The organism is Sphingomonas panni (assembly GCF_022664435.1).
Classification (GTDB): domain Bacteria; phylum Pseudomonadota; class Alphaproteobacteria; order Sphingomonadales; family Sphingomonadaceae; genus Sphingomonas; species Sphingomonas panni.
In genome coordinates this window covers 633,336-649,534 of sequence record NZ_JAKREU010000001.1, presented here as the reverse complement: position 1 = coordinate 649,534, position 16,199 = coordinate 633,336, and the positions used below count along the sequence as shown (strand labels likewise).

The 16,199-nt window shown below is 67.7% G+C and carries 17 protein-coding genes; 5 read left to right on the top strand and 12 right to left on the bottom strand.

Annotation, left to right across the window (positions count from 1 at the left end; all coding sequences use genetic code 11):
- Positions 1 to 24: 24 nt before the first annotated feature.
- The 6 genes from MF609_RS03190 to MF609_RS03165 all read right to left on the bottom strand — a co-directional run bounded on the left by MF609_RS03190 (position 25) and on the right by MF609_RS03165 (position 6,088).
- Positions 25 to 696 carry an anti-sigma factor gene (locus MF609_RS03190; protein ID WP_242414852.1) on the bottom strand — a complete coding sequence of 224 codons (672 nt, stop codon included), beginning with the start codon at positions 694 to 696 and terminating at the stop codon, positions 25 to 27.
- Positions 686 to 1,258, bottom strand: a complete 573-nt coding sequence (locus tag MF609_RS03185; protein ID WP_242414851.1) for a sigma-70 family RNA polymerase sigma factor — start codon at positions 1,256 to 1,258, stop codon at positions 686 to 688. The genes MF609_RS03190 and MF609_RS03185 overlap by 11 nt, the downstream gene beginning before the upstream one ends.
- 98 nt (positions 1,259 to 1,356) lie before the next feature.
- Positions 1,357 to 1,890, bottom strand: a complete 534-nt coding sequence (locus tag MF609_RS03180; RefSeq protein ID WP_242414850.1) for a SixA phosphatase family protein — start codon at positions 1,888 to 1,890, stop codon at positions 1,357 to 1,359.
- On the bottom strand, positions 1,887 to 4,589 hold the full coding sequence (locus MF609_RS03175; RefSeq protein ID WP_242414849.1) for an ATP-dependent DNA helicase: 2,703 nt from the start codon (positions 4,587 to 4,589) through the stop codon (positions 1,887 to 1,889). Before MF609_RS03175 ends, MF609_RS03180 begins: the two co-directional genes overlap by 4 nt.
- A 236-nt stretch (positions 4,590 to 4,825) precedes the next feature.
- Positions 4,826 to 5,146: a hypothetical protein gene (locus MF609_RS03170; RefSeq protein ID WP_242414848.1), complete on the bottom strand. Its 321-nt coding sequence runs from the start codon at positions 5,144 to 5,146 to the stop codon at positions 4,826 to 4,828.
- A 48-nt stretch (positions 5,147 to 5,194) separates the two neighbouring features.
- Complete coding sequence (locus MF609_RS03165) at positions 5,195 to 6,088, bottom strand: bestrophin family protein (RefSeq protein ID WP_242414847.1); 894 nt, start codon at positions 6,086 to 6,088, stop codon at positions 5,195 to 5,197.
- An 81-nt stretch (positions 6,089 to 6,169) separates the two neighbouring features.
- Here MF609_RS03165 and MF609_RS03160 point away from each other — a divergent pair, with 81 nt between their 5' ends.
- A complete protein-coding gene (locus MF609_RS03160; protein WP_242414846.1) occupies positions 6,170 to 7,738 on the top strand; it encodes a lysine--tRNA ligase in 1,569 nt (522 codons plus the stop codon).
- Positions 7,739 to 7,932: 194 nt separating this feature from the next.
- On the opposite strand, the gene MF609_RS03155 is transcribed toward MF609_RS03160, so the two are convergent.
- Positions 7,933 to 8,796, bottom strand: a complete 864-nt coding sequence (locus MF609_RS03155) for an LOG family protein (RefSeq protein ID WP_242414845.1) — start codon at positions 8,794 to 8,796, stop codon at positions 7,933 to 7,935.
- Positions 8,797 to 8,845: 49 nt separating this feature from the next.
- Positions 8,846 to 9,532 (bottom strand): extensin family protein, encoded by a 687-nt coding sequence (locus MF609_RS03150; RefSeq protein ID WP_242414844.1) that lies wholly within the window; start codon positions 9,530 to 9,532, stop codon positions 8,846 to 8,848.
- Between the two features lie 225 nt (positions 9,533 to 9,757).
- On the opposite strand from MF609_RS03150, the gene MF609_RS03145 reads away from it, so the two are divergent.
- The 3 genes from MF609_RS03145 to MF609_RS03135 are packed head-to-tail and all read left to right on the top strand — an operon-like array spanning position 9,758 to position 11,739.
- Positions 9,758 to 10,411, top strand: a complete 654-nt coding sequence (locus MF609_RS03145) for a GntR family transcriptional regulator (protein WP_242414843.1) — start codon at positions 9,758 to 9,760, stop codon at positions 10,409 to 10,411.
- A 42-nt stretch (positions 10,412 to 10,453) separates the two neighbouring features.
- Positions 10,454 to 11,308 carry an SGNH/GDSL hydrolase family protein gene (locus tag MF609_RS03140; RefSeq protein ID WP_242414842.1) on the top strand — a complete coding sequence of 285 codons (855 nt, stop codon included), beginning with the start codon at positions 10,454 to 10,456 and terminating at the stop codon, positions 11,306 to 11,308.
- Positions 11,308 to 11,739 carry a c-type cytochrome gene (locus MF609_RS03135; RefSeq protein WP_242414841.1) on the top strand — a complete coding sequence of 144 codons (432 nt, stop codon included), beginning with the start codon at positions 11,308 to 11,310 and terminating at the stop codon, positions 11,737 to 11,739. Before MF609_RS03140 ends, MF609_RS03135 begins: the two co-directional genes overlap by 1 nt.
- A 49-nt stretch (positions 11,740 to 11,788) precedes the next feature.
- Here MF609_RS03135 and ribA read toward each other — a convergent pair whose 3' ends face one another.
- The 4 genes from ribA to glpX form a co-directional block, all read right to left on the bottom strand.
- Positions 11,789 to 12,850 carry a GTP cyclohydrolase II gene (ribA, locus tag MF609_RS03130; protein ID WP_277991005.1) on the bottom strand — a complete coding sequence of 354 codons (1,062 nt, stop codon included), beginning with the start codon at positions 12,848 to 12,850 and terminating at the stop codon, positions 11,789 to 11,791.
- The gene (locus MF609_RS03125) at positions 12,847 to 13,641 is read right to left on the bottom strand and encodes an exodeoxyribonuclease III (RefSeq protein WP_242414840.1); all 795 of its coding nucleotides are present in this window, start codon (positions 13,639 to 13,641) and stop codon (positions 12,847 to 12,849) included. Before MF609_RS03125 ends, ribA begins: the two co-directional genes overlap by 4 nt.
- Positions 13,642 to 13,906: 265 nt before the next feature.
- Positions 13,907 to 14,527: a LolA family protein gene (locus MF609_RS03120; protein WP_242414839.1), complete on the bottom strand. Its 621-nt coding sequence runs from the start codon at positions 14,525 to 14,527 to the stop codon at positions 13,907 to 13,909.
- 234 nt (positions 14,528 to 14,761) lie between these two features.
- Positions 14,762 to 15,721, bottom strand: a complete 960-nt coding sequence (gene glpX, locus MF609_RS03115; RefSeq protein WP_242414838.1) for a class II fructose-bisphosphatase — start codon at positions 15,719 to 15,721, stop codon at positions 14,762 to 14,764.
- Positions 15,722 to 15,833: 112 nt separating this feature from the next.
- On the opposite strand from glpX, the gene MF609_RS03110 reads away from it, so the two are divergent.
- Complete coding sequence (locus MF609_RS03110) at positions 15,834 to 16,193, top strand: hypothetical protein (RefSeq protein ID WP_242414837.1); 360 nt, start codon at positions 15,834 to 15,836, stop codon at positions 16,191 to 16,193.
- Positions 16,194 to 16,199 lie beyond the last annotated feature (6 nt).

Here is a 16,199-nt window from a genome sequence, read left to right as displayed (position 1 = left end):
GGTTCACGCGGGTAGATAATCGCTCTAGATAGCGGTGAGTTGCCCGCTGGCGACGACCGGGCCCGTCGGCGTCGTGTTGGGTGATCCGCCCGGCGGCTCGATCGAAATGGCCAGGACCAGTCCGGCCTGCAACGTCGGCCGTTCGCGGTCCGGTACCGCCAGGCTGGTCGTCCCGCTGCCCGACAACAGCCCGAGCGAGCGGGGTACCCCGTCGCGGATGACCCATAGCTGCGCCGTCTTGCCGCTTGGCGCGATGTCGGTGGCGACCACCCGGATTCGGCCCGCATCGCGCTCGACGATCGCGCTGATCGGTATTCCCTTGCTCTCGGTCGGTGCGAGCGCGGCGAGCAGCGTTGCCGTCTCCGGTCGGTTCACCGGAGGCGCGACGGTCGCGGTCGGTCGCATGACCATGACCAAGGCAGCGGCGGCAACCGCGGTCAGGGACGCAGGAACGATCCACCAGCGGCCACGCCGCACGCCGGCCGCCGCTGGCACGCCGATATCGTCGATCAGTCCGACCGGCGCGGGAACCGGCGGAACCTCGGCCAACAGGTTGGCGAAGCGCGCGCGCCACCATTCGACCTCGCGCGCGAAGTCGGGATCGGACAGCGTCCGGCGCAGCGCCTGTGCCCGTTCGTCCGCGTCGAGCAGACCGAGCGCCAGTTCCCCGGCGAGGGCGTGGTCGTCAGGCGTCACGGACGCATCCCCGCAAGTTCAGCAGGCCGCGACGCGCCCAGCTGCGTACCGTGGGTTCCGGCACACCCTGATCCTCGGCCAGCTGAGCATAGGTCAATCCACCGAAGAATGCGGTGCGCAACGTCTCCCGCTGCCGCGCTTCCAGCGCATCGAGGCAATCGTACAGCCGCTGTGCTTCCTCCGTACGTTCGAGCATGGCCAGCTGGTCCGGCGCATCGTCGGCAATCTGATCCGCATCCTCGATCGGGCTGGTCCGGCGGTTGCCACGGCTGCGCACCCAATCGATCGACCGGTTGCGCGCGATCGTCCCCAGCCACGACATCGGATGGGCCGCGGTGGGCACGAAGCTGCCCGCGCGGTTCCAGATCAGCTGGAAAACGTCGTGCAGCACGTCTTCGGCCGCGCTTCGTTCCCGGCAGATCCGCAGGCAGACGCCGAACAGGGTGGAGGCGGTGAGTTCGTACAATTGCCCCAATGCCGCCCGGTCCGCCGTGCCGACACGTTGCAGCAGCTCGCAAATTGCGACGCGCGCTTGATACGGGTCAGCCGGATGCAGGGTCACGCATGCGGACGTAGCGCGACCACTGTCCCCACGCAACGACCTGATATTCCTGTCGAACGCCATAGCCACCGCGCCGGACGTCATCGACGCAGCCGATGCTAATCGTGGTTCGGCCCCAGCGACGGGTCGAGATCGCGCGGCCGTACGAAGCTGGTCAGGTGACCGCAGCCGTCACAGGCATCGGCCCAATCGCCGTTCAGCTCCAGCACCGCCACGCTGGCGGTAGGAAACTTCTCCTCCACCGCGCCGCGCAGCGGGTTGCTCTCTGCCGACAGCAGCAGGACCAGATCCTCCAGTCCCGGATTATGCCCGACCAGCAGCGCCCGGTCCGCATCGGCAGGCAGCGCGCGGATCGCGTCGAGCATCGTGCCGGCCGAGGCGAGGTAGAGGGTGCGGTCGTGCCGCGCATCCGGCAGCGCGCCATAGCCGCGACGGAAATGCTCCAGCGTCTCGACCACCCGCTTGGCCGAACTGGCGACGACCGCGTCGAAGGTCAGCCCCGCCTGTCGAACATGTGCGCCCATCGCGGTCGCGGCGCGCGCGCCCTTCGCATTCAGGGGCCGGTCGTAATCGCTGAGCGCCGGATCGTCCCAGCCCGACTTGGCATGGCGCAGCAGCGTCAGCGTCTTCATATCGGCGGCTCCATCGGCAGGGCCTGCGCCCCATGCCCGACTTCGGTCCCCAAGGAAAGGGCGCGCGATACCGCTTCGTCCAGGGTGCAGCGGATGATCGGCGTGCCGTCGGGAAAGGCACCGAGCAACCGCGACGGCATCGCGGCGGAGAGCAGCACGAACAGCCCGCGATCGTCGGCGCGGCGGATCAGCCGGCCGAACGCCTGGGCGAGGCGCGCGCGCACCATCCGGTCGTCATAGGCACTGCCCCCGCCGGCCAGCCGGCGCGCGGCATGGAGGACGCCGGGCTTCACCCACGGCACCCCTTCCATCACCACCATCCGCAACGAATGGCCGGGCACGTCCACGCCGTCGCGCAGCGCATCGGTACCGATCAGCGAGGCGCGGGGGTCGTCGCGAAAGATGTCGACCAAGGTACCGGTGTCGATCGGATCGACATGCTGGGCATAGAGCGGCAGCCCGTCGCGGGCCAATCGATCGGCGATCCGCGCATGGACGCCGCGCAACCGCCGGATCGCGGTGAACAGCCCCAATGTGCCGCCCCCCGCCGCGACGATCAGCCGGCCATAAGCATTGGCGAGCGCGGGCAGGTCGCCCTTCTTCACGTCGGTGACGATCAGTACCTCAGCCTGACGGGCATAGGCGAAGGGGCTGACCGCTTCGAAATGGGTCGGCTGGCGCAGCAGATGCGGCGCGCCGACCCGCGCGTCGGCTTGGCTCCAGTCGCCGCCGGCGCGGAGGGTAGCGGAAGTGACCAGCACGCCATGCGCAGGCTTCAGCACGGTTTCGGCAAAGGGACGACTGGGGTCGAGCCAGTGGCGGTGGAGTCCCATGTCATATTCGCGCCCCTCCACCCGGTCGACGGTCATCCAGTCGACGAAATCGGGATCGGCCGGCCCGCCGATCCGCGCGAGCAGCCGGCCCCAGGCGGCGACCGTCTCCGCCCGCCAGCCAAGCGACGCGATCGCGCCCTCGATCCGGGCGCGCGCAGGGCCGTCCATCCAGTCCGGCCCCTCGGTCAGCACCGCCTCCAGCCGCTTGCCCAAGGCGATCAGCGGGCGGAGCAGCGCGTCGAGCGCCTGCGCGGCGGGACCGGCGGCATCGACCAGTTCGGGCGGCGGCTCGCTCAGTTCGGTTTCGAGGCCATAGCCGGCCTCGCCATCCTTTGCCCGCGCGAACACCGCGCCGCGCACGCAGGCGAGCAATTCCTCGACCGGACCGAATGGATTGCCTTCCTGAATCCGGGCCAGCCAGCCCTCGGCCGGAAGCAGTCGCGCGGCATCGACCGCCGCCGCCACCGCCTCGCCGCCCGCCGCGTCATAGCTCGCCACATCGGACAATCGCGCCGCCAGCCCGCGTCGCCGCCCGCGCCCGCCGCCCTCCGGCCCCAACACCCAGCGGCGAATCTCGATCGCTTCCGCACCGGTCAGCGCGGCGGAGAACATCGCGTCGGCCGCCTCGAACAGGTGATGGCCTTCGTCGAAGACATAGCGGGTGGGGCGGGTGCCGGTCTCGCGACCCCGTGCGGCGTTGACCATCACCAGCGCATGGTTGGCGATGACGATATCGGCTTGCGCCGAAGCCCGCGCGGCGCGTTCGATGAAGCATTTCCGGTAATGCGGGCAGCCGGCATAGATGCACTCACCGCGCCGGTCGGTCAGTGCGGTCGATCCGTTGCGGCGGAACAGCGTCGGCAGCCAGCCGGGCAGGTCGCCGCCGACCATGTCGCCATCGGCGCTATAGGCCGCCCAGCGCGCGACGAGCTGCGCCAGTACCGCCGCCCGCCCCTGAAACCCGCCCTGCAGCGCGTCCTCGAGGTTCAGCAGGCAGAGATAATTCTCGCGTCCCTTGCGCGTCACGACCTTCGCCCGCCGCTCGGCCGGATCGGGATAGACGCGGGTGCTTTCCTGCGCGAGCTGGCGTTGCAGCGCCTTGGTAAAGGTCGACACCCACACCGCGCCATCGGCGCTTTGCGACCAGAGCGATGCCGGGGCGAGATAGCCCAGCGTCTTGCCGATGCCGGTCCCCGCCTCCGCCAGCACCAGATTGGGCGTGTCGCGCGCAACGCGCGGGGAAAAGGCATCGGCGGCGGCGGCGGCAAAGGCACGCTGGCCCGGCCGGGCTTCCGCCGCGCTTCCGGTCAGCGTCGTCAGCCGTTCGGCCACCGCATCGGGAGTGAGCGTCACGGTGCGCGGATTGGCGCGGGGCGGCACCTCCTCCCATTCGGGCAGCTTGCTGAACAGCCAGCGTTCGGCGGTATCCGGCTTGGGCAGCACCTGCCCCAGCGCCGGCGCCCAGGGCCAGCGCAGGCGGAACAGCGATTGCGCGGCGGTCCATGCCCCCTCCTGCTCGCTCCACGGTGCAGAGGCGGTGGCGATCAGTGCCTCCGCCGCCTGACGCAACAGTGAGGCGATCCCGGCTTCGTCGGTCGGCAGCGGCAGGCCCAGCGCCTGCGCCATCCCCTTGGGCGTCGGCACCGCGAAGCGCGCGGGATGGACGAAGGCGAACAGTTCGAGCAGGTCCAGCCCCGACAATTCGCCATAGCCCAGCCGCTGGCCGATCAGCGGCGCGTTCAGGACGATGGTCGGCGTATCGGCGACCAGTGCGATCGCCTCCCCCCGGCCAACCGGGCGCGTGCCGTCACGGTCGGCGATCCAGACGCCCGAATGGCTGGCGTGCAGGGCGGGGTAGGGGAGCATCGCAATGCCTTAGCGGCTCGACGTGAAGAACGGAAGCGGAACGGGGGGACTTTCCCGGCGGAGGGGAGGATCCAAGGCCGATCGACATTCATCGTTCCATCCCCATCGTCACTCCCACGCAGGCGGGAGTCCATAACCGCTAGCGTGACGAATTAGGTCGAAACGTCAGCGGCTATGGACTCCCGCTTGCGCGGGAATGACGAGAGTTTGCGATGGGCGCTGAATGTCGACCGGTTCTAGTCCGCAAGCTTCTCGTGCTGCCGTTCCGCCCAGTCGCGGCCTTCGTCGCCGCCCCATAGCAGCCACGCGATATAGCCGGCCGACGGATCGTTATCGTCGCCCCAGCTATGCGCCTTGGTATCCTTGTCGACCTTGTGCCGCGCGAAATAGCTGTGCATCGATTTGACGTCGGCGTCGGACATCGGGCCGCCGTCGGCGATCTGCTTCGCGCGCTTCACGCCGACATCGGTCCCGCCGCGATCGAATTTCTCGCGCAGCTTGAGGCCCTTTTCGGCGTTCGCGGCCATCTTCTTCGTCGGATTATGCTCGTCGGCCATCGATCATCCTTTCGGCGGGATCAGCGTTTCAGTCGCCGACGCGTTCCGTCACCACAGCACGCCCTTGACCGGGGTCAGCGGTTCGGGAGCCGGATCGCCGATCGCCTGCAGCAGGTCGATCTCGATCGTCCGGCACATCGCGGTCAGCGGCAGGTCGTGGACGGTATTGGCGAAGGGGTCGGCCAGATCCTCGCCGATCTGCAACACCGCGAGAAACATCAGGCCGGCAAGACCCGAACCCAGCGGCGTGGCGATGCCCAGCGTCTCGACCAGGCCGATCGGCAGGACGACGCAGAACAATCGGGTGAACAGCGACGGCAGGAAGCGATACTGCACCGGCAGCGGGGTGTTCTTGATCCGCTCCATGCCGCCCTGCGCATTGGCGATGTCGATTAGCACGCTTTCGAGGCTGGTCTGCTGGATGCTGTCGATCCAGCCGCGCCGTTGCGCCTCGGCGATGCGCGAACCGGTACCGTCGAGCAGGCCGTTGGCGACGTTGGTGCGGCCCAGCGGATCGCCGGCTTCCTCCCGCGACAGGAACCGGTGCACGTCGTCCTTGGAATCCAGCCGGCGCAACTGGCAGCGCAGCGCGTTTACATAGGCGACATGGCGCAGGACGATCGAGCGCTTGAGGTCACGCTTCTGCCCTTCGTCCTCGGGCCCGATGAACGAGATCGCCCCGCGCGCCAGGTTGCGCGACGCGTTGATCATCAATCCCCAGAGCGAACGCCCCTCCCACCAGCGAGCATAGGCCGAATTGACCCGGAAGCCGAGGAACAGCGCCAGCGCGGAACCGAACAAGGTCAGTGGCAGTGACGGTGCCTTGAACGGCAGGACGAAATACACGATCGTGACGATCACGTCCCAGATGAACAGTGCGAGTGCCGGTTTCCATACCTCGGCGACGATGCGGGGCAGGCGGGGGGTGTCGGATACGATCATCGTCCCACGCTACGCCCGACAACGCGCATGGTTGCGTCGCGACAGGTGGAAATTCTGCGGCCGACCGCGTATCTGGATCGGATGATCGACGCAGAACTTCGCAATGCAGCAATGGTTTCAAAGGCTTGGCCCTATGAGGAGGCGCGCAAGCTGTTGAAGCGCTATCCGCAGGGGAAGCCGGGCAGCGCACCGATCCTGTTCGAAACGGGCTATGGCCCCTCGGGCCTGCCGCATATCGGCACGTTCAATGAAGTGCTGCGCACGACGATGGTGCGCAAGGCGTTCATGGAACTGTCCGACCAGCCGACGCGGCTGATCGCGTTTTCGGACGATATGGACGGCCTGCGCAAGGTGCCGGACAATGTGCCGAACGGCGACATGCTGCGCGAACATCTGGGCAAGCCGCTCAGCGAAATTCCCGATCCGTTCGGCACTCATCCGAGCTTTGCCGCGCACAACAACGCCCGGCTGCGCGCGTTCCTCGACCAATATGGCTTCGACTATGAGTTCGCGTCGTCGACCGATTATTATCGCGGCGGCAGGTTCGACGACGCGTTGAAGGGCGTGCTGCGCCACTATCAGTCGATCCTCGACATCATGCTGCCGACGCTGGGGGCCGAACGCCGCGCGACCTATTCGCCGGTGCTGCCGATTTCCCCCACCAGCGGGATCGTGTTGCAGGTGCCGGTCGAGGTGCTGGACGCCGATACCGGCATGGTCGCGTTCATGGACGGTGACACCCGCGTCGAACAATCGGTCCTGTCGGGCGGTGCCAAGCTGCAATGGAAGGTCGACTGGGCGATGCGCTGGGTCGCGCTCGGCGTCGATTACGAAATGGCGGGCAAGGACCTGATCGATTCGGTCACCCAGTCGTCGAAGATCGCCCGCGTGCTGGGCGCGCGTCCGCCCGAGGGCTTCAATTACGAGATGTTCCTCGACGAACATGGCCAGAAGATTTCGAAGTCGAAGGGCAACGGCCTCAGCCTCGAACAATGGTTGACCTATGGCCCGCCCGAAAGCGTCGCCTTCTACGCCTATCGTGAGCCGAAAAAGGCCAAGCAGCTGCATCTGGGCGTGATCCCGCGCGCGATCGACGAATATTGGCAGTTTCGCGGCAATTACGCCGCCCAGCCGATCGAACAGAAGCTGGGCAATCCGGTCCACCACATCCATGGCGGGGAGCCGCCGGCCGAGACGCTGCCGGTCACCTTCGGCCTGTTGCTCAACCTCGTCGGGGTAATGGGCGAGGCGACGAAGGCGCAGGTATGGGGCTATCTGGCAAACTATGTCGAGGACGCGTCGGCGGAGCGCTATCCTGCGCTCGACGCGCTGATCGACCATGCGCTGGCCTATGTTCGCGACGTGGCAGAAAAGCCGGTGCGCCGCGCCCCGACCGAGGTGGAGCGCGCCGCGCTCGAACGGCTCGATGCCGATCTGGCGGCGATGCCGGCCGATGCGAGCGCCGAGGACATCCAGAACGCGGTGTACGAGATCGGCAAGACCGCCGGGTTCGAATCGCTGCGCGACTGGTTCAAGGCCTGCTACGAAACGCTGCTCGGCACGGCACAGGGGCCGCGCATGGGCAGCTTCATCGCGCTCTACGGCATCGACAATACCCGCAAGCTGATTGCCGAGGCGCTGGCGCGCTGACCGCTACGGCCCCCATGTCATCCCAGACCTGATCCGGGGTGGCGGGGGCCGACACAGCTTCCGTCCGCCCCCCGTCGTCACCCCGGCGAAGGCCGGGGTCTCCCGCGGCTCCTGTCCCGCCCCTTACCGAGAGACCCCAGCCTTCGCTGGGGTGACGATTGGGGCGAAGTGGTGCCCGGACGCAGGGACGCGCCCTATTTGCGGTCGGCGTAGAATTTCTGCACCACGTTCCACCCTTCCTCCGCCGTTTCGACGAAGGTGATGAGGTCGAGGTCGCGTTCCGAAATCACGCCTTCCTCGACCAGCGCGTCCCAGTTGACGACCCGGTCCCAGAATTCGCGGCCATAGAACAGCACCGGGATCGGTTCGATCTTGCCGGTCTGGATCAGGGTCAGCAGCTCGAAACTCTCGTCGAAGGTGCCGAAGCCGCCGGGGAACACCGCCACCGCGCGGGCGCGCAGCAGGAAGTGCATCTTGCGCAGCGCGAAATAGTGGAACTGCATCGACAGCGCGGGCGTGACGTATGGATTGGGGGCCTGCTCGTGGGGCAGGACGATGTTCAGGCCGATCGATTCGGCACCGGCCTCGTTCGCACCGCGATTGGCGGCTTCCATGATCGACGGGCCGCCGCCCGAACAGACCACGAAGTGGCGCTTGCCGTTGACGTCGTCGGGGAACTGGCTGGCGTTGAAGGCCAGCTCGCGCGCCACGTCGTAATAATGCGACTTGGCGACGATGCGTTCGGCGATCGCGCGCGACTTGTCGTCCTGTGCTAGGTCGAGCAGCATTTCGGCCTTTTCCGGCTCCGGGATGCGGGCCGAGCCATAGATGACGAAGGTCGAGGCGATGTTCGCCTCGTCGAGCAGCAGCGAGGGTTTCAGCAGCTCGAGCTGGAACCGCACCGGCCGCAGATCCTCGCGCAACAGGAATTCCATGTCCTGGAACGCCAGTCGATAGGCGGGGTGTTCGGTCTGGGGGGTCGACAGCTGCGCGCGGGCCGCTTCGGCTTCCTGCTTGGCCCCGCGGAACACGCGGGACGGGACTTTTGTATCGGTCATAGGTGACAGGGTTGTAAGCACGCTCGGGAAAAGCGGCAAGCGCGATGCTTCAGCGGCAAAGCGGCCGTCCGCCCATGTCGAAATGAAAGTGGTTGCGATGCGCGGCGTTATACTCCGGGCCGAGGGTCGTGACGAACCGCTTGCAGGCGGAGCGATGCACGATGCGCAGGAATTCGCGCACTTGCGGGTCGGTACCGTTCCAGTCGCGCTCCAGCACGATCCGCCGGCCGTCCGCCAGCGTGAAGCCGCCGATATCGACCGCATTGGCCAGCCCATGTTCGGACACCCGCCCGGCGGACCGGGGACCGCCGCCGATGATGCCGCGGCACGAATAGGTGCCATAGCTGTCGATCCGGACGACCTCGCTGCCCAGTATCTGTCGCGCGGCCGGGCGCACGCCATACCGGACCCAACCGACCAGTGCCCGTGCGGCGGGACAGCGTATCGCCTTCAGCCCCGCGACCGGCACGCCGATATCGAGCAGCTGCACCGCGCCCAGCACGACGCAGCCCGACCCGTAATCGCGATCGGGCAACGGGCTGAACCGCACCTCTGCCTTCGACAGGTCGGCAAAGCATTGCTGCGTATCGCGCGGCGTCTGTCCCGACAGCGTCACCGGACCGGACGGGTGGGCGGCGATGGGGCGGGGCGGTGGCGGCGCATCGCGACGTTCGCCCCCGATACAGGCGGACAGCAGCAGCAACGGGAACAGGATCGACCGGCGGAACGCAATCATTGCCCGCGATCGTTCCACGCCCGGGCGGCGGCAACAAGCGGTCCTGCGCCCAGCCGTGCAATCGCTACGAACAGCGCGGTCGGGGTAACCGCTGTCACAAAGGGAATGAAGGGATTGCTCGCACTAGTATTTTTTGAATATGTACTACTTTCGGATGACCCGGTGACGGGCGACCTCTCCTCTGCGTAATCCGGCAACGGACCGCCTCGCACTAAGGAATGCAGCGTGACCATCGTCGTTCGAACCCTGTCGGATCGCGTGTTCGAAATCGTGCGGGAGCGGATCGTCAGCGGCGCACTGCCCGAAACCGTGCCGATCCGGCAGGATGCACTGGCCAGCGAACTGGGCGTCAGCAAGATTCCGCTGCGCGAGGCGCTCGCCCGGCTGGAACAGGAAGGACTGGTCGCGGGGCAGGCCAATCGCGGCTACACCGTCCGCCCGATGTCGGCGTCGCAGGCCGAGGAAATCTACGAACTGCGCATCGCGGTGGAACCGACGGCAGCGGCCTATGCCGCGCTGCACGCCGACGACCATTATCGCGCGGCAGCGATCGCCGCGTTCGACCGGTTGCAGGAAGGGCAGGACAACGACCTGCTCGACGCGGCGGCGCGCAACCGCGCCTTCCACGCCGCACTGGTCGCGGCGGCGGGGCGCGACCTGACCATCGACCTGGTGCAGCGCCTGTCGGTACTGGCCGAACGCTATGTCGTCGCGCATCTGCGGCCTGCCGGACGCGGCATCCGCGCGCAGGACGAACATCGCGCCCTGCTGGAAGCGTGGCTGGCGCGCGACGCCGATGCGGTCCACGCGATGCTGACCCGCCACCTGACCGCCACCATCGAAGATCTGCGCGGCGAGTTCGCCGCCGCTGCCGCCTGATGCGGGGTGGGCGCTGCTCGGCCGGTGCGGTATAGCCGCGGGATGCACCGTCTGTTTTCCGGCATAGCCGCCCTGATCCTGATCGCGGCACCCGCCACCGCGCGCGACATCCTGTTCGTCGGCAACAGCTTCACCTTCGGCGCGGGGTCGCCGGTCGAACGCTACCGCCCCGACAGCGTCACCGACCTCAACCGCGAAGGCATCGGCGGCGTGCCGGCGCTGTTCCGCAGCTTCGCCGAACAGGCCGGACTGGACTGGAGCGTGTCGCTCGAAACCTCGCCGGGCAAGGATCTCGCGTTTCACTATGCCAACAAGCGCGCGGCGATCGACCGGCGCTGGGACGTGGTGATCCTGCAGGGCTATTCGACGCTCGATGCGGAAAATCCGGGCGACCCGACGCGCCACGGCATCGCGGCGGGGCAGTTGGCGGCTCTCGTCCATGCGCGGAACCCCCGGGCGCAGGTGAACCTCGTCGAAACCTGGTCGCGGGCTGACCTGACCTATCGGCCCGGCAGTCGCTGGTCGGGGATGCCGATCATGACGATGGCGAACGACCTTGCCGCCGCGAATCGCGGCGTGGCGCGCACCGTGCGCGGCATCGCCGGCACGATCCCCGTGGGATCGGCGTGGAACCGTGCGATCGCGCTCGGGGTGGCCGATGCCAACCCCTATGACGGGATCGATCCGGGCAGGCTCGGGCTGTGGGCGGACGATCATTATCACGGCAGCAGCGCGGGCTATTATCTGGAGGCCCTGACCATTTTCGGCCGGGTAACCGGCTATGACGTCCGGCAACTGGGCGCGGGCGAGCGTTCCGCCGCCGATCTCGGCCTGACGGGCGAGCAGGCCGTCGCGTTGCAGCGGATCGCGTGGGAAACGCTGCGCCAGGACCGCTGATGCGGAGGTGGCTGGCCGGAGCTGCGCTGCTGCTCGCCGGATGCGGCGGCGGCGATGCCGGCCGCGCCGACCGGTTGCGTCGTGCCGGGCCGAACCCGGACCTGACCGCATTGCTGCGCGTCGCCGACGTCGGCGCGGGGCGTCGCGCCTTCGGACAATGTGCTGCGTGCCACACCATCGGTGCGGGTGGGCAGTCGTTGGCCGGACCCAATCTCCACGGGGTCATCGGCCGGGCGGTCGCGAGCAACCCGCGCTTCGGCTATACCCAGGCGTTGATCGACCATGGCGGGCGGTGGGACGCGGCCCGGATGGATGCATGGCTCGCCGCGCCGATGCAGGTCGTGCCGGGTACGCGCATGGCCTTTGCCGGGGTACGCGATCCGATGGAGCGGGCGGACCTGATCGCCTATCTGCAGTCGGAGGGGCGGTAGCGCAAACCTTCGTCGATTCCCTCCTGCGCAGGGGGGGGGGCGCAATATCTTATAACTGATGCCCGGTGCGGTCGCGCTTGGTCGCCAGATAACGCTCGTTATGCGGGTTGGCCGGCAGCTGGTGTGCGACCCGTTCGATCACGCCGATCCCGGTCGCCTCCAGTCCCGCGACCTTGGCCGGATTGTTGGTCAGCAACCGCACCTGTCGCTGGCCGAGCAGGCGCAGCATCCGCCCGGCAACGCCGAAATCGCGCGCGTCGATCGCAAAGCCCAGGCGGGTATTGGCGTCGACCGTGTCGAACCCCTGATCCTGCAACGCATAGGCGCGCAGCTTGTTGACCAGCCCGATCCCGCGCCCTTCCTGTCGCAGGTACAGCAGGATGCCCCAGCTCGCGTGCGCAATGGCATGGATCGCGGCGTGAAGCTGCGGCCCGCAATCGCATTTCAGGCTGCCCAGCACGTCGCCGGTCAGGCATTCGCTGTGCAGCCGGACCAGCGGCGGGTTGCCGTCGGGCTGGCCGATGATCAGGGCGACATGCTCGCCCGCCGCATCGGGCGTGCGAAAGGCGACGATCTCGCTCTGCTCGGCCCCGGCGACCGGCAATTTGGCGCGCGCGACGATCGCCAGCCGGTTCGCATCCTCATGCGCGTCGATCGCCGCCGGGGTGATCGTCACCTCCGCACCCGTGCCGCCGGCAAAGAAGGCCGGCAGCAGCCCGGCGATCCGCGCCAGCCGCAGCGCGGCGGCGGCGGCGACAGGGGCGGGCGAATCGATTCCGCGAAACGGCCCCTTCATCGGCGTGGCGAGGTCGAGCTGCGGATCGGCGAGCGCGGTCGCCGCTGCGAAGTCGGTCCATGCCTCGCGCCGGATCGACACCGGCTGGTCCGGCTCGGCGGCGGCACGCTGGTTGACGATGCGCAGGGTCTCCGCCCGGCCGAACGACAACAGGATATGTGCCGCACCCGCAGGATCGAACACGGCCAGCCGGGCGGCATCGGCCGTCTCGATCGGCAGCAGCGTCAGCGGCGGTTCGCCCGGTGCGTGGATCGCGATCGCCCAGCCGCGCCGCAGGGCGTCGATCGCGCGGGCTACGTCGCGGGTCTCGCTCAAAATGCGAACTCGGTCACGATCGGGATGTGGTCGCTGGGCTTCAGCCAGCTGCGCGCGGCTTCGTGGACGCGGTGTGCGGTCGCCTTCGCCGCCACGTCGCGGCTGGCCCACATATGGTCGAGTCGCCGCCCGCGATCCGACGCCGCCCAGTCCTTGGCGCGGTAGCTCCACCAGGTGAACAGCCGCTCGGGCGCAGGAATGAAGTGCCGCCCGAGATCGACCCAGTCGTTCGCCGCCTGCAGCCGGGCCAGCGCCTCGACCTCGATGGGCGTATGGCTGACGACGTCGAGCAGCTGCTTGTGGCTCCACACATCGCTTTCCAGCGGCGCGATGTTGAAGTCGCCGACCAGCAGTGTCGGGATGCCCGACAGCCCGGCCGACCACTGGGTCATGCGTTCGATGAAATCCAGCTTCTGGCCGAATTTCGGGTTCACCTCGCGATCGGGCACGTCGCCGCCCGCCGGGATATAGACATTCTCGATCCGCAGCCCGTTGGCCAGCCGCACGCCAATATGCCGCGCCTCGCCATTGGCCTGCCAGTCGAGTCGGTCATCCTCGGCCAGCGGCACCTTCGACACGACGGCGACGCCGTGGTGCATCCGCTGCCCGTTGATCGCGATATGGCTATAGCCCAGCCGCCGCAGCGGATCGTGCGGGAAATCCTGGTTCACGACCTTCGTTTCCTGCAGGCACAGCACGTCGGGCTGCGCCTCGCGCAAGAATTTTTCGACGATGTCCATGCGGAAGCGGACGGAATTGATGTTCCACGAAGCGACCGAAAGCGTGTCCATGGCCACAGCCTGTATCGCCGCAAAAGCGGTCGCGCCAGATGGCGGCGGACCGGAAAAAAGAAAGGCCCCCGCTCCGGGGGCATGGAGCGAGGGCCGACCTAGCGTTGGTCACGCAGGCGGGCGTTGGAGACCCGGGCAACAGGGGGGAAAATCCCGGACGCGCCCCAACGCCGCAAGGAAAGTCTTAGGCCGCCGAACCTGTCGCCAAGATGAACGTCATGCGTATTTTTTGGAATTCGCGCATCTGGCCTGCCCCCGGATCGCGTCAGCGCCGGGCGCGGCGTGGTTCGTTGAAGCGGAAGGCGTTGTCGGCAACGGGCACGTTGAACTTCTGATTCGTCAGTCGCACCGTCGTCCGGTTGGCCTGCGCGTCGAGCGCGACCCAGCCCTGCAGCATCAGCCCGGCAGGAGCGGATGCCTGTCGTGCGAAGATCATCGTGATCCGGCCATATTCGGGGCGCTTCGGATCATAGGCCTCGACGCTGACGATGCGCGGATCGTTCGACGGCACCACCCGCGCGAACTTCGACGCATCGCGTTCGGGATTCAGCAGGATGCCGAGCGGGGAATTGCCGATCGGCCAGCGCTGCTTTTGCCCGACCTGATAATCGAGGAAATAGAGCGACTTGCCATCCGAAACGAGCAGGATCGGCACGCCCTTTTCATACTGGAACCGGATCTTGCCCGGCTTCTTCAGCGTCAGCTGCCCGCTCAGCACCCGTCCGTTGCGGTCGGTCTGCGTGAAGTTCGCGGTCATCGTCTGCGTCGCCGCCAGATGCCGCTGGACCGAGGCGAGATCGTTCTGCGGCGCCTGTGCGTGCAGGGCGACGGGGGCGGCAAGGGCGAACGCGAGCGCGAGCGGGCGAATGGGAGTTCTCCAGATCATGGGGCAGGGGTAGGATCGGCGCATTGAACGCGGCGTGAACCCATGGGTTGCGCAGCGATGGTCAAGACCGGCCGATCTGCACTCTCGCTCCCACGTCGTCATTCCCGCGAAGGCGGGAAGCCATATGCGCCGACATTCGCCCAAGGCGCGCGACCCTCGCGTCTATGGATCCCCGCCTGCGCGGGGATGACGACTATCGGGGCGAAGGTCGTGCGCTCAGCCCGATCTATTCCCTTACAGCCGATGCTCGCCCTTCACCCAGCGCACCGTGCCCGAGCTGGCGCGCATCACGACACTTTCGGTCGTCATCTTGCCCGGCATCCGCTTGACGCCTTTCAGCAGCGACCCGTCGGTCACGCCGGTCGCGGCGAAGATGCAGTCGCCGCGCGCCAGTTCGGTCAGGTCATATTGCTTGTCGAGGTCGGTCACGCCCCACTTGGCCGCGCGGGCGCGTTCGTCGTCGTTGCGGAACACCAGCCGGCCCTTGAACTGCCCGCCGGTGCAGCGCAGCGCGGCGGCGGCCAGCACGCCCTCCGGCGCGCCGCCCTGGCCCATATACAGGTCGATGGTGGTGTCGGGGTCGCTGGTCGCGATCACGCCGGCCACGTCGCCGTCACCGATCAGCATCACGCCGCAGCCGACCGCGCGCAGCTCGGCGATCATCGTTTCGTGGCGCGGACGGTTGAGGACGCAGACGATGATGTCGTGCGGATCGACGCCCTTGGCGGCGGCCACCGCCTTGACGTTGTCGGTCGGCGACTTGTCGAGGTCGATGATCCCGGCGGGATAACCCGGACCGCAGGCGATCTTGTCCATATAGACGTCGGGCGCGTTCAGCAGGCCGCCCTTCTCGGCGATCGCCAGTACGGCCAGGCTGTTCGGGCCGGCGGTGGCACAAATGGTGGTGCCCTCCAGCGGATCGAGCGCGATGTCGATTTCAGGGCCTTTGCCCAGGCCCACTTTCTCGCCGATGAACAGCATCGGTGCCTCGTCGCGCTCGCCCTCGCCGATGACTACGGTGCCGTCCATATAGAGTTCGTTCAACGCGGCGCGCATCGCTTCGACGGCAGCGGCGTCGGCTGCCTTTTCATCGCCCCGCCCGACCAGCGTCGACGCGGCGATCGCCGCGGCTTCGGTGACCCGCACCATTTCGAGGACGAGGACACGATCTAGGGTGTTGCTGTCAGGCTGCATTGGACGAAGCTCCCGGCCGTTAAACGGATTAAACGCGGCGATAGGCGACCTGCCCTTGTCGGGCAAGCGATGTTATGGATAACCCGGTCTAACGACGGCGAAAGGCACGGGCATGACGGCGTGGATGTTGTTGGCGGCGATGGCGCAGGACGGCGGAGCCGCCGCCGGGATGATGGCGCGGGCGCGTAGCCTGACCCAGGTCGTCCAGCCCTGTCGCACCGACGCCGACCCGGACGAGATCGTGGTGTGCGCCGCGCGGACCGCCGACCGGTTCCGTGTTCCGCTGATCACCCCTCCGGTAGAAGGCGATCCCAAGGCGGTCGACGCGCTGGGCGAGCGGGAGCGCCTGCTCGCCGTGCCGCAACCGGCCTGCGGAACCGCGGCGTTCCTGCAGGGGTGCGGCTTTGTCGGGGTGACCGCCTCGACCCGCAGGGGCGGCAGCATCGGCCGCGCGCGACCGCTAGCGCGGTAGCAACCA

Excerpts from the sequence above, each read along its gene's own strand:
- MF609_RS03180 (WP_242414850.1), bottom strand. The coding sequence starts at position 1,890 with ATGAAGACGCTGACGCTGCTGCGCCATGCCAAGTCGGGCTGGGACGAT.
- MF609_RS03175 (WP_242414849.1), bottom strand. The coding sequence starts at position 4,589 with ATGCTCCCCTACCCCGCCCTGCACGCCAGCCATTCGGGCGTCTGGATC.
- MF609_RS03170 (WP_242414848.1), bottom strand. The coding sequence starts at position 5,146 with ATGGCCGACGAGCATAATCCGACGAAGAAGATGGCCGCGAACGCCGAA.
- MF609_RS03165 (WP_242414847.1), bottom strand. The coding sequence starts at position 6,088 with ATGATCGTATCCGACACCCCCCGCCTGCCCCGCATCGTCGCCGAGGTA.
- MF609_RS03160 (WP_242414846.1), top strand. The coding sequence starts at position 6,170 with ATGATCGACGCAGAACTTCGCAATGCAGCAATGGTTTCAAAGGCTTGG.
- MF609_RS03155 (WP_242414845.1), bottom strand. The coding sequence starts at position 8,796 with ATGACCGATACAAAAGTCCCGTCCCGCGTGTTCCGCGGGGCCAAGCAG.
- MF609_RS03150 (WP_242414844.1), bottom strand. The coding sequence starts at position 9,532 with ATGATTGCGTTCCGCCGGTCGATCCTGTTCCCGTTGCTGCTGCTGTCC.
- MF609_RS03140 (WP_242414842.1), top strand. The coding sequence starts at position 10,454 with ATGCACCGTCTGTTTTCCGGCATAGCCGCCCTGATCCTGATCGCGGCA.
- MF609_RS03135 (WP_242414841.1), top strand. The coding sequence starts at position 11,308 with ATGCGGAGGTGGCTGGCCGGAGCTGCGCTGCTGCTCGCCGGATGCGGC.
- MF609_RS03125 (WP_242414840.1), bottom strand. The coding sequence starts at position 13,641 with ATGGACACGCTTTCGGTCGCTTCGTGGAACATCAATTCCGTCCGCTTC.
- MF609_RS03120 (WP_242414839.1), bottom strand. The coding sequence starts at position 14,527 with ATGATCTGGAGAACTCCCATTCGCCCGCTCGCGCTCGCGTTCGCCCTT.
- glpX (WP_242414838.1), bottom strand. The coding sequence starts at position 15,721 with ATGCAGCCTGACAGCAACACCCTAGATCGTGTCCTCGTCCTCGAAATG.
- MF609_RS03110 (WP_242414837.1), top strand. The coding sequence starts at position 15,834 with ATGACGGCGTGGATGTTGTTGGCGGCGATGGCGCAGGACGGCGGAGCC.